Here is an 11,482-nt window from a genome sequence, read left to right as displayed (position 1 = left end):
GCCATCATTAGACGACCTTTTTTTATAAGCGGAGATTTTATTGACGCCAATCCATCATGCGTTGGCGAAGTTACTTTAGCTTTTTATATTTGACCCGTTGTGGCAGCGCGTTTTCACCTTTGCGGGCAATAAAATCTTCATGGTATTCGGTGTAGTTGCCTTCAAAGAATACCACTTCGCTATCGCCTTCATAGGCAAGAATATGGGTACAAATGCGATCAAGAAACCAGCGATCGTGAGAGATAATCATCGCACAGCCAGGGAAGGTAATTAGGGCTTCTTCTAGCGCTCGCAATGTTTCTACATCCAGATCATTAGACGGCTCATCAAGCAATAGCACATTGCCCCCTTGTTTTAAGGTGCAGGCCAGTTGCAATCGGCCGCGTTCACCTCCAGAGAGTTCGCCCACCCGTTTTTGTTGATCGGAGCCCTTAAAATTAAAGCGGCCGATATAAGCTCGCGATGGGATTTCGTAATTGCCAATTTTAAGAATATCGTGACCTTCGGACACCGCTTCCCATACCGTTTGCTTGTCATCAAGGGCATCGCGCAGCTGTTCAACATAAACCAGATCAACCGTTTCGCCTAGCTCAACAGCACCGCTGTCGGCCTGTTCCATGCCGGCAATTATTTTAAATAGCGTTGATTTACCCGCTCCGTTACCGCCGATAACACCGACGATGGCGCCTTTCGGAACATTAAAGCTCAGATCCTGATACAGCATTTCATCGCCAAAGGATTTACTCACTGCCTTTACTTCGATGACTTTGTCACCAAGGCGCTGTCCCGGCGGAATATAAATTTCGTTAGTTTCGGCGCGGCTTTGGAAATCCTGCGATTGCAATTCTTCAAAACGAGCGATGCGCGCTTTGTTTTTTGCCTGCCGACCTTTGGGGTTTTGTCTTACCCATTCCAATTCCGATTTAACGGTTTTCTGATGCGAGGCTTCTTGCTTGGCTTCACGCTCCAGACGCTGTTCCTTTTGTTCCAGCCAAGAAGAGTAGTTGCCTTCATAGGGAATGCCGCGACCCCGATCCAGTTCTAAAATCCAGCCTGCTGCATTATCGAGAAAATAACGGTCGTGGGTAATAGCAACCACGGTGCCGGGGTATTCGCAAAGGAATTGTTCCAGCCAGTGAACTGATTCAGCGTCCAAATGGTTGGTTGGTTCGTCCAGCAATAACATATCGGGGTTGGAAAGCAGTAGTCGACAAAGGGCTACCCGACGACGTTCACCGCCGGACAATTTTGTCACATCGGCATCCCAGGGTGGCAGGCGTAAAGCATCGGCAGCCACTTCTAGTTTATGGTCCAGATTTTCCGAGTCGGCCGCCTGAATAATATTTTCCAGTTCCTGCTGGCGTTTACCCAGCGCATCATAGTCAGCGTCCGGTTCGGCATAGGCGGCAAACACGGCTTCTAATTCCTGTTGCGCGGCAACCACTTCGCCCAGCCCATCTTCTACATTGCCACGCACATCTTTATTGGGATCAAGCTCGGGTTCCTGCGATAGATAGCCGACATTAATACCGGCCTGTGGTCGAGCTTCACCTTCAAATTCGGTATCGACGCCGGCCATAATTCGCAACAGTGTCGATTTACCCGCACCATTTAAGCCCAGTACACCAATCTTGGCGCCGGGGAAAAAGGACAGCGAAATATCTTTAAGAATTTGGCGTTTGGGTGGGACAATTTTGCCCACTCGGTTCATGGTGTAAACGTACTGTGCCATAGGTTATTGGTCCTGACTCGAGCTGTTAGTGGTTAAAATAGCTAGTGATTAGAATAGCTGAAACAGGATGGCACGGTACTCAATCTTGTGCTGTAGATCAAGGTGGGTATGGCGCGGTTATCGATTCAGTGGCAGCGGTTATTTCCACTAACTTAACGGCTCGCCTAAAAAGCAGCAATCCGGTACAATGCCCGCCTTTGAAAAATCATATTTAACACGTGGTCAGTTCCCAGTATTTATCATTACAATTACCATCTATTAGGCAAGGGTCCAAGGGGTTAGCAATGTTTAGTAAAGATATGCAAGTTGCAGGTTTTGACGATGAGATTTTTTCCGCTATTGGCGAAGAAAATCAGCGTCAAGAACAGCATATTGAGTTGATCGCATCTGAAAACTACACCAGCCCGCGGGTGATGGAAGCGCAGGGCAGTTCAATGACTAACAAATACGCTGAAGGGTATCCCGGCAAGCGTTACTACGGCGGCTGTGAGTATGTCGATAAAGCTGAGCAGTTGGCTATTGAGCGGGTTAAGGCCTTGTTTGGTGCTGATTATGCCAATGTGCAACCACACTCGGGTTCGCAGGCTAACTCGGCGGTTTATTTGGCCCTATTACAAGCCGGCGATACCGTATTGGGGATGAGCTTGGACGCTGGCGGTCACTTAACCCATGGTGCCAAGCCAAACTTCTCGGGCAAGGTGTATAACTCGGTTCAGTATGGCCTAAACCCCGAAACCGGTATGATCGATTACGATCAGGTTGAAGCGCTGGCGCTGGAGCATAAACCGAAAATGATTGTAGCCGGTTTTTCTGCTTACTCCGGCATTGTTGATTGGGCGCGTTTTCGCGACATTGCCGATAAAGTGGAGGCCTATTTATTGGTCGACATGGCCCATATTGCCGGTTTGGTTGCTGCCGGTGTTTATCCAAACCCAGTGCCCTTTGCTGACGTGGTAACCTCAACCACCCACAAAACCCTACGCGGCCCGCGTGGTGGTATTATCCTTGCCAAACATAATGAGGCCTTGGAGAAGAAGTTTAACTCTGCGGTATTCCCCGGTGGTCAGGGTGGTCCTTTGATGCATGTGATCGCAGCCAAAGCGATAAGCTTTAAAGAAGCGGCCGGTGAAGATTTTAAGGTCTATCAGCAGCAGGTTGTGGCTAACGCCAAGGTGATGGCGTCGACCTTTATCGAGCGTGGTATCAAGATTGTTTCCGGTGGTACCGAAAATCACCTGATGCTGGTTGATCTAATCGGCAAAGACTATACCGGTAAAGATGCCGATGCAGCGCTCGGTGATGCCTTTATTACTGTTAACAAAAACGCTGTACCCAATGATCCACGTTCACCCTTTGTAACCTCGGGGCTGCGTGTCGGTACGCCTGCCATTACTACCCGCGGTTTTAAAGAAGATGAGTGTCGCGAGCTAACCCATTGGATGTGCGATGTACTGGATTCGCTAGAAAATGGCACCAGTGAGCAGGTTGTTCCTGAGGTAAAAGCTAAAGTGCTGGATATCTGTGCGCGCTTTCCGGTTTATAAGTAAACCCAATAGTTCTTTAAAATACCCAGAGGCGGTGCATTGCCGCCTTTTGTGGCTTCTATGATAAACTTGCGCCCACTTTCAACCATCCATTAAGGCAAGCCGTCCATGCGCTGTCCCTTTTGCTCCCATGATGATACCAAGGTTATTGACTCCCGGCTGGTTGCCGAGGGCGGTCAGGTACGTCGCCGTCGCGAATGCACCGCTTGTCTGGAGCGTTTTACCAGCTATGAAACGGCCGAACTGTTAATGCCGCGTATTATTAAGCAAAACGGTAATCGCGAGCCTTTTGATGAAGAAAAAATGCGTGCCGGTTTATTGCGTGCCTTGGAAAAGCGCCCCGTCAGCATTGAAAAAATTGAGGCTATTGTTAGCCAAATTGAGCATTCATTGCAGGCGACTGGTGAGCGAGAAGTTAAATCGATAACGGTGGGTGAATTAGTGATGGAGCATTTAAAGCAACTGGATCAAGTGGCTTTTGTGCGCTTTGCCTCTGTTTATAGAGATTTTAAAGATCTCAATGAATTCCGCGAAGAGATAGACCGCTTGGCGGAAGAACCTGAAGCCAGCAGCGGCGATTAAGCTAATGAATGATCATGACTACATGCAGTTGGCCATCGATTTAGCCCGAGGCGGTTTATATACCACCTCGCCCAATCCGCGAGTGGGTTGTGTATTGGTGCGCGATGGTGAAGTGATCGGTCGTGGTTTTCATTTGCGCGCCGGTGAAGCCCACGCTGAGGTGATTGCGCTGATCGATGCCAGTGATGCCAGTGGTGCCACCGCTTATGTCACTCTGGAACCTTGCAGTCATACCGGCAAAACAGCACCTTGTTGCGAGGCATTGATAGCGGCCAAAGTGGTACGGGTGGTGGTGGCGATGACCGATCCCAATCCGTTGGTGTCCGGAACCGGCATTGCCAGATTGCGTGAGGCGGGTATCAATGTTGATATCGGTGTGCTGGAAGCACAGGCGAGAAAGCTCAACCCGGGTTTTCTTAAGCGTATGGAAACAGGCCTGCCCTGGGTGCGGGTAAAATTGGCGATGAGTCTCGATGGCCGCACTGCGATGGATTCGGGTGAGAGCCAGTGGATTACCGGTGCAGAGGCTCGCAGTGATGTGCAGCGGTTACGTGCCCGTAGTTGCGCAATCGTATCGGGGGTGGACACGATCATGACTGATCAGGCCTGCTTAACTGTACGGGCAGATGAAATGGGTATCGATCCGGATATGGCGTTACTGGCCGCGGAGCGGCAACCATTAAGAGTTATTTTGGATTCTAATCTGCGTCTGCCACCAGAGACAAAGTTGTTATCGCAACCCGGACAAACACTGATTGTTGCAGCAACAGAAAATATAACAGCTCAGCAGGCCTTAGAGCAGGCAGGTGCTGAGGTGGTTTATCGACCTGCCGCCAATGGTCAGGTGGATATCAATAAAACCATGCAACTACTGTCCGAAAGACAGTGCAATGAGGTGATGGTTGAAGCCGGTGCGACATTGGCGGGTGCTTTTGTTGAAGCAGACTTGGTCGACCAGCTTAATATTTATATGGCACCCACACTGATGGGTAGCGAAGCTAGACCTTTATTACAGTTGCCGCTGGATACCATGAGCCAGCAGCAACGGTTAACTATTGAAAGTATTACCCCGGTAGGTGACGATTGGCGCATTGATGCCAATCCCGCCTGACAGTAATACCTAAGAGGAAAAAAATGGCGCTCAATACTGTTGAAGAACTGATACAAGATATCCGTTTAGGCAAAATGGTTATTTTGATGGATGATGAAGATCGCGAAAATGAGGGTGATCTGGTCATGGCCTCAGAGTGTGTAAAGCCACAGGATATTAATTTTATGGCCAAGCATGCCCGCGGCTTGATTTGTCTGACCCTGACCGAAGATCGTTGTCGACAAATCGATTTACCATTAATGGTCGATGGTGCTAACGGTGCGCAATTTGGCACCAACTTTACCTTATCAATTGAGGCCTCAGAAGGTGTGACTACCGGTATCTCCGCCGCCGATCGCGCCCATACTGTTCGCACCGCGGTTGCTCGCGGCGCCAAGCCTAACGATATCGTACAGCCTGGGCATATCTTTCCCATTATGGCCCAGCCCGGTGGTGTATTAACTCGCGCCGGTCATACCGAAGCGGGCTGTGATCTTGCCCGGCTGGCTGGTTTTGAAGCATCAGGCACTATTGTAGAAATTATGAATGAAGACGGCAGTATGGCCCGCCGTCCGGAATTAGAAAAATTTGCTGAAGAACACGATTTAAAAATTGGGACCATTGCTGACTTAATTCACTACCGTGTGATCAATGAAAGAACGATTGAGAAAATTAATCAGGGTAAAGTGAATACAGATTACGGTGAGTTTACCCTGCATACCTATAAAGATTTATTGGCGGGCGATATTCATCACGCCCTAGTCAAAGGCGATGTCAGTAAAGATGACGCCACACTGGTGCGCGTGCATTTGGCATCATCTATTCGTGATTTATTCGGCACGCAACCCGGCGAATCACCCAGTTGGAATATTCAACGCTGTATCAAAAAAGTAGCTGAAGAAGGCAGTGGTGTTGTGGTGCTGTTGGCCCACGATGAACGCCCCGAAGAAACCTTGGCTAGTGTTGACATTGCCGTGGGTAAAAAACCGCCTTTGTCAGCAGTGGTTGATGGCAGCTCCAATGCCTACCTGACTATTGGCTTGGGTTCGCAGATTTTACGTGATGTCGGCGTCAGCAAACTGCGATTGATGGGACCGCCGATTAAATACAATGCAATTTCCGGTTTTGATTTGGAAATTGTTGATTTCGTATCTCCTGAATAACGGTAGCGCATAATGAAAGGTATTGAGACACCCGAATATGATGCAGCGATATTGGCCGGCAAAAAAATTGCCATCGTTGTCACTCGCTGGAATACATTGATTGTCGATAATTTATTGGCAGGTGCTAAAAAGCACTTAATAGAAAGTGGTATTGAAGACTCAAATATCGAATTAATTATGTGCCCCGGCGCCTATGAGATTCCGTTAGTCTGCCAGCATGCGGCAGCCAGCAAAAAATATGATGCCATCATTACCCTTGGCGCTGTTATTCGTGGCGGCACACCGCACTTTGAATATGTAGCTGGTGAATGCTCAAGCGGTGTGATGCGTGTCAGTCTTGATACCGGTATACCGATTGCCTTCGGTGTCTTGACAGTCGATAACGAACAACAAGCCTTACAGCGTTGTGGTGTTGGCGAAGATTCTGAAAACAAGGGTGAAGAATCTGCCGCCTGTGTATTGGAAATGCTTGGTGTGATTGACAGTCTGAGCAGTGATAAATCGTAATGAGTAAAAGCCTAGCTGAAAGAAAAGAATTTAATCCAGCCGCACGTCGCAGGGCTCGTCACTATGGTATGCAGGCTTTATATCAATGGCAGATGACCAAAAATCCAGTGGCAGAGATCGAGCTACAGTTTTTAACCGATTATGATTTTTCCAAAGTCGATGTTGAATATTTTCATGATATTATTCATCACGTTCCCGCTAATTTGGCAGAGTTAGAACAGGCATTCACGCCGCATCTTGATCGTGCTATTGAAGAATTAGATCCTATTGAGTTAGCGCTATTACGTTTGGCTAGCTATGAGCTAACTAAGCGCATTGATATTCCCTATAAAGTAGTGATTAACGAGGCGGTATCGCTGGCTAAAAAATTTGGTGCTACCGATGGGCACAAATATATCAATGGCGTACTAGATCGGCAGGCGCAGGATGTGCGCGCTATCGAAATTAACGCAGATCGTTAATCACAAGTCTATGAGTGATATTGGGCAGCTAACAGAATTCGACATTATTGCCCGCTACTTTGCCGATATTGATGGCGCTGGCCATCAGCCTTCGGTGGCGCTCGGTATCGGCGATGACTGCGCCATACTATCTCTTGCCGCTAATCAACAATTAGCATTTTCCATCGATACCCTAGTATCAGGTCGACATTTCCCTGACGATGCCGATCCCTATCAATTAGGTCAACGAGCCTTGGCTGTTGCCGTGAGTGATTTGGCAGCCATGGGTGCTAAGCCATTGGCGTTTACATTGGCGCTGACTTTGCCTTCAGTGGATAGCCAATGGCTTGACGACTTTAGTCGAGGGCTGCGTTTGGCTGCCGGGCAGTACAAAATACCTTTAATCGGTGGTGATACCACGCAGGGACCATTGACGATAACGCTGCAGGTTCATGGCAGTCTTTGTTCTCAAGCGGTGTTAAAGCGCTCGGCAGCTCAGCCGGGCGATGCTATTTTTGTAACGGGTACGGTGGGTGATGCGGCCGCGGCCTTGGCTGTTATTGAGGGACGTTTGGTGGTTGATCAGCAGCAGCATGAATTTTTAATGCAGCGGTTTTACCAACCCACAGCAAGAATAGAGGTCGGGCAGAGTTTGTTAGGTGTCGCTAATGCTGCCGTCGATATCTCCGATGGTTTATTGGCAGACTTAGCTCATATTGCAACTGCGTCAAAGCTGGCGGCGATGATTAATGTTGATCAACTGCCGTTATCAGCGGTCATGAAACAAGTCATAGCAAAACCACAAGCGCTAGCCTATGCTTTAAAGGGTGGCGATGATTATGAATTATGTTTTACCGTAGCTCGGGACAATATTACTCAAATAAAAACACTGGCCCAGCGGTTGTCACTGCCGATAACTGAAGTGGGAATAATGGCAGCCGGTAGTGGTGTCAGCTGCGTTGATGATCATGGCGATGATGTTGTTATTGATATCGCTGGTTATCAACATTTTACTCAAAGCGAATAAAAGATGACCAGAGCAGTCAGCGCAAAAACTATTTTCAAAAACCCGATACATTGTTTGGCCTTTGGTTTTGGCAGCGGCTTGGCACCTAAAGCCCCTGGGACTTTTGGAACGCTGATGGCTATTCCGCTGTATCTATTACTGAGCGAACTGCCTTTAATAAGCTATGCTGCGGTTGTGGTAGCGGCCTTTATTTTAGGTATTTACCTCTGTGGTAAAACCGCTGATGACTTGGGCGTGCATGATCATCCGGGTATTGTCTGGGATGAATTTGTCGGCTTCTGGATTACTATGTTTGCTGCGCCAGCGGGGCTGCTATGGTTGGTTATTGGCTTTAGTCTATTTCGTTTATTTGATATCTGGAAGCCGTGGCCTATCAAATTGTTCGACAACAATATGAAGACGGGTCTGGGTATTATGATCGATGATGTGCTGGCGGGAATCTATGCGCTGGTGTTATTGCAGGCGCTGGTTTATCTAACGGGGCCTGTATGACTGTAAAAACGATAAAAGTCATCCGCTTAATTTTTTAGCTAATCGTGTTTTCTCAGACCGCGACATGATAGTCTGTTTTCTTTGTACCTTTATTCATTAGTGGCTATTAACTGGCGGTTATTAACAAGTGGATAAAAACTAATAAAAAACGCCCATAGTGAGCAATATGATCGACACAAAAAATAATAAAATCCCGGTGGTATGGAGTATTTCTGGTTCTGATTCTTGCGGTGGTACCGGCATTCAATCCGATGTAAAAACCTACCATGATTTTGGTGCCTGTGGTTGCTCTGTTGTCACAGCGATTACCGCACAAAATTCTTTTGCTACCGGTTATTCGATAGCCGCCGAGCGCAAATCCGTTGTCGCACAAATCAATGCCTTAGATAGCGATATGCCTGCTGATATTATCAAGGTCGGTTCGCTGCCCAGCCTCGAAATTGTAGAAACCGTGGTTAAATATTTTGATGACTATCAAGGCTATGTGGTTTATGACTTGGAGTTGGAGGCCAGTGGTGAGCAGCTACTGACAGAAGCTGGTGACTTATTGCGCAGCCGTTTAATTCCTAGAGTTGATTTGCTGGTGGTCAATATTGAAGAGGCCGCCGCCTTAACGGATGCAGAGATTACTTCGTTTGTGCAAATGGAAGCTGCCGCCGCTAGTTTGATGGCGATGGATGCTCGTTCAGTGTTAATCACTGGCGCCAAATTTGGCGACAGTGGTCAGCGCGTCGACTATTGGACCGATGGCACTGAAGAGATTTGGGTGACTGTTAACGGCGCCTTGGGTGTTAATAATCGTGGTGGTGGCTGTGTGCTTTCTGCCGCCATCGCTGCCGCTTTGTCTCAGGGGCATACTTTTAAAGCGGCGCTCAGTCTGGCGAAAGCCTATGTCACCCAAGGTATACGCGGTGCTCAGGCTATTGGTAGCGGCCCTGGCGCAGTAGCTCATTTAGGTCTGCCCACTGACGATGGCGATAAGCCGCAATTCTCTGACTCGCGTCCTGATTAGCACACAGCCTGCTGTGCTTGTGGCGAGTTGACCCCTTTTCTGAGCCCTCCACAGCGGGTTAGCAACCCTGCGCGACTGCTGATAGAATGTGCGCCCGCTGCAATCAAGCTTTGTTTCAGGAGATGTCTGTGACCCTACGCTATGTTGAATCCTCTAAATTACCCACGGCATGGGGTATTTTTGATATGCATGGTTTTGAGGATAGCGTCAACGATAAAGAGCACCTGATTCTCAGTATGGGCGATGTGGGAACTGGTGAGCCTGTTTTGGCCAGAATGCATTCTGAGTGTTTGACGGGAGATGCACTGTTTAGTTTGCGTTGTGACTGTGGCTTCCAGCTTGAAGCCGCACTGAAAGCCATTGCCAAAGAGGGCTGTGGTGCCCTGTTATATCTTCGTCAGGAAGGTCGCGGTATTGGTCTACTGAATAAAATCAAAGCTTATAAGTTGCAGGATCAGGGTGCTGATACTGTCGAAGCCAATGAACAATTAGGTTTTGGTGCCGATATGCGAGATTACGGCATCTGCAAAGTGATGTTGCAGCATTTGGATATCAAGCAAGTTCGTTTGATGACCAACAATCCCCGTAAAGTTAAGGCTTTAACTGATCAGGGTGTTGATGTGGTTGAGCGTCTGCCGCTGCAGACCGGACAAAATCCTCACAATGCCAAGTACTTGGCAACCAAAGCAGGCAAGCTTGGTCATTTGATGGACGACTAGTTTAGTTGTTTCAAAGATCATGGCCGTGTTTGCACGCGACCATGATGCTAGAGCTAGGTTAGAAGTGGTAAAAAATGCTGGCGTATCCACCGTCGATGGCGGTGTCAATTTTTTCGTCGCTACTGTCGGCAAAATCCAGATCAAAAGAACGCCAACCGGCTTCCAAGCCTAACCCAAACGAAGTTTCATAGCCGATATTCAGTTTATAGTCGACTAACGCATCGCCGTTATAAGAGAGCGTATTCATATCGCCGCCAATATAAAGGCCGGTCAAGGGGAGATCGAATTTTGCCGCCAGATATAACATCGGCAAAATATCGTCGAATTTTTCGCGGGCTGTTAGTCCGTTACCGGTTAGTGTTATCCCGCCATCAAACTGGCGAACGGTAATACCGGCATCGAAATTGATCCAATTGTCGAGCAGCTCATAATAGAGGGTTAAATCGGTATAGCTTAGGTCAGAATCAGTAGTGACCAGAGCATCTTCTGTAAATTCAGCACCATCAAAATTAAATCCAACGTTAATCGTACCGGTTTCCTCAACACTGATCTCGGTTTTTGCGAACAGGAAATTTGGGATAAGAGGGATGGGATGCTCGATAAGCAGATAAAAACTCTTATCGGTTTCATCTTGCAAGCCCAGAGTTTGCTCAAGGTTGATTGAATCTGGCCCCGACTGAACCGTACCTGCATAGTTTTGGTTCCAGACGCTGGCGCCAATTTCAAAGCCGATGGTGTCTGCCTGAGCAAATGCCGGCAAGCAAAGGGCGATAGCGCCAAAAATAGCTGCAATTTTCATACTGAAGAAAACCTCTTATTATGGTGAAAGTGCTAAATAATTAGCCAAAGTCTAGCAGAAAACGATAGTTGCATTGGAAAATGGCAGAACCACACTATCGTGCTAAATGCTTTGCGGCATCCTTGGCAAAGTAGGTGAGAATACCGTCGGCGCCGGCTCGTTTAAAGGCGACAAGAGATTCCATTATCACTGATTCTTTTTCTAACCAGCCGTTCTGGAAAGCAGCGACATGCATCGCATATTCGCCGCTAACTTGATAAACAAAGGTTGGTACCGCCAGCTCATCCTTGACTCGGCGCACAATATCCAAATAGGGCATGCCGGGTTTAACCATAATCATATCGGCCCCCTCTTTAAGGTCGAGGGCGCATTCAT

The 11,482-nt window shown here is 48.0% G+C and carries 12 protein-coding genes and 1 pseudogene; 10 read left to right on the top strand and 3 right to left on the bottom strand.

The genetic code is table 11. The annotated features are described in order from the left end of the window. Positions 1-70: 70 nt before the first annotated feature. Complete coding sequence (gene ettA / locus AACP44_RS03095) at positions 71-1,732, bottom strand: energy-dependent translational throttle protein EttA (protein ID WP_339338900.1); 1,662 nt, start codon at positions 1,730-1,732, stop codon at positions 71-73. A gap of 284 nt (positions 1,733-2,016) precedes the next feature. Between ettA and glyA the strand changes: the two genes are divergently transcribed. From glyA to ribA, 10 genes are all read left to right on the top strand, one after another. Beyond that, complete coding sequence (gene glyA, locus AACP44_RS03090; protein ID WP_339338898.1) at positions 2,017-3,279, top strand: serine hydroxymethyltransferase; 1,263 nt, start codon at positions 2,017-2,019, stop codon at positions 3,277-3,279. A 105-nt stretch (positions 3,280-3,384) separates the two neighbouring features. Beyond that, on the top strand, positions 3,385-3,858 hold the full coding sequence (gene nrdR, locus AACP44_RS03085) for a transcriptional regulator NrdR (protein WP_339338896.1): 474 nt from the start codon (positions 3,385-3,387) through the stop codon (positions 3,856-3,858). Between the two features lie 4 nt (positions 3,859-3,862). After that, positions 3,863-4,969 carry a bifunctional diaminohydroxyphosphoribosylaminopyrimidine deaminase/5-amino-6-(5-phosphoribosylamino)uracil reductase RibD gene (gene ribD / locus AACP44_RS03080; RefSeq protein WP_339338894.1) on the top strand — a complete coding sequence of 369 codons (1,107 nt, stop codon included), beginning with the start codon at positions 3,863-3,865 and terminating at the stop codon, positions 4,967-4,969. Positions 4,970-4,992: 23 nt separating this feature from the next. Then, positions 4,993-6,111, top strand: a complete 1,119-nt coding sequence (gene ribBA / locus AACP44_RS03075; RefSeq protein ID WP_339338892.1) for a bifunctional 3,4-dihydroxy-2-butanone-4-phosphate synthase/GTP cyclohydrolase II — start codon at positions 4,993-4,995, stop codon at positions 6,109-6,111. 12 nt (positions 6,112-6,123) lie between these two features. After that, positions 6,124-6,618, top strand: a complete 495-nt coding sequence (gene ribH, locus AACP44_RS03070) for a 6,7-dimethyl-8-ribityllumazine synthase (protein ID WP_339338890.1) — start codon at positions 6,124-6,126, stop codon at positions 6,616-6,618. Beyond that, entirely contained in the window at positions 6,618-7,079 is a 462-nt protein-coding gene (nusB, locus tag AACP44_RS03065; RefSeq protein WP_339338889.1) for a transcription antitermination factor NusB, read from the top strand. Before ribH ends, nusB begins: the two co-directional genes overlap by 1 nt. Positions 7,080-7,089: 10 nt before the next feature. Then, positions 7,090-8,085, top strand: coding sequence for a thiamine-phosphate kinase (thiL, locus tag AACP44_RS03060; protein WP_339338887.1), 996 nt, complete (start codon positions 7,090-7,092; stop codon positions 8,083-8,085). Positions 8,086-8,088: 3 nt separating this feature from the next. Beyond that, the gene (locus tag AACP44_RS03055) at positions 8,089-8,577 is read left to right on the top strand and encodes a phosphatidylglycerophosphatase A (RefSeq protein WP_339338885.1); all 489 of its coding nucleotides are present in this window, start codon (positions 8,089-8,091) and stop codon (positions 8,575-8,577) included. Positions 8,578-8,743: 166 nt separating this feature from the next. After that, on the top strand, positions 8,744-9,589 hold the full coding sequence (locus AACP44_RS03050) for a hydroxymethylpyrimidine/phosphomethylpyrimidine kinase (protein ID WP_339338883.1): 846 nt from the start codon (positions 8,744-8,746) through the stop codon (positions 9,587-9,589). A 128-nt stretch (positions 9,590-9,717) separates the two neighbouring features. After that, the gene (gene ribA, locus AACP44_RS03045; protein WP_339338881.1) at positions 9,718-10,308 is read left to right on the top strand and encodes a GTP cyclohydrolase II; all 591 of its coding nucleotides are present in this window, start codon (positions 9,718-9,720) and stop codon (positions 10,306-10,308) included. Between the two features lie 58 nt (positions 10,309-10,366). Here ribA and AACP44_RS03040 read toward each other — a convergent pair whose 3' ends face one another. Together AACP44_RS03040 and AACP44_RS03035 are read right to left on the bottom strand one after the other, a co-directional pair. Beyond that, positions 10,367-11,107: a TIGR04219 family outer membrane beta-barrel protein gene (locus AACP44_RS03040; protein ID WP_339338879.1), complete on the bottom strand. Its 741-nt coding sequence runs from the start codon at positions 11,105-11,107 to the stop codon at positions 10,367-10,369. Positions 11,108-11,201: 94 nt separating this feature from the next. Next, positions 11,202-11,482: pseudogene (locus AACP44_RS03035) on the bottom strand (porphobilinogen synthase); the annotation flags it as partial.

This window comes from uncultured Oceanicoccus sp. (assembly GCF_963968385.1).
GTDB lineage: Bacteria > Pseudomonadota > Gammaproteobacteria > Pseudomonadales > Dasaniaceae > Oceanicoccus.
The sequence above is the reverse complement of the archived record's forward strand: the minus strand, read 5'-3'. Positions and strand labels throughout refer to the sequence as shown.

Coding starts and splice junctions, on each gene's coding strand:
- glyA (WP_339338898.1), top strand. CDS start 2,017: ATGTTTAGTAAAGATATGCAAGTTGCAGGTTTTGACGATGAGATTTTT.
- nrdR (WP_339338896.1), top strand. CDS start 3,385: ATGCGCTGTCCCTTTTGCTCCCATGATGATACCAAGGTTATTGACTCC.
- nusB (WP_339338889.1), top strand. CDS start 6,618: ATGAGTAAAAGCCTAGCTGAAAGAAAAGAATTTAATCCAGCCGCACGT.
- ribBA (WP_339338892.1), top strand. CDS start 4,993: ATGGCGCTCAATACTGTTGAAGAACTGATACAAGATATCCGTTTAGGC.
- ribH (WP_339338890.1), top strand. CDS start 6,124: ATGAAAGGTATTGAGACACCCGAATATGATGCAGCGATATTGGCCGGC.
- AACP44_RS03050 (WP_339338883.1), top strand. CDS start 8,744: ATGATCGACACAAAAAATAATAAAATCCCGGTGGTATGGAGTATTTCT.
- thiL (WP_339338887.1), top strand. CDS start 7,090: ATGAGTGATATTGGGCAGCTAACAGAATTCGACATTATTGCCCGCTAC.
- AACP44_RS03055 (WP_339338885.1), top strand. CDS start 8,089: ATGACCAGAGCAGTCAGCGCAAAAACTATTTTCAAAAACCCGATACAT.
- AACP44_RS03040 (WP_339338879.1), bottom strand. CDS start 11,107: ATGAAAATTGCAGCTATTTTTGGCGCTATCGCCCTTTGCTTGCCGGCA.
- ribD (WP_339338894.1), top strand. CDS start 3,863: ATGAATGATCATGACTACATGCAGTTGGCCATCGATTTAGCCCGAGGC.
- ettA (WP_339338900.1), bottom strand. CDS start 1,732: ATGGCACAGTACGTTTACACCATGAACCGAGTGGGCAAAATTGTCCCA.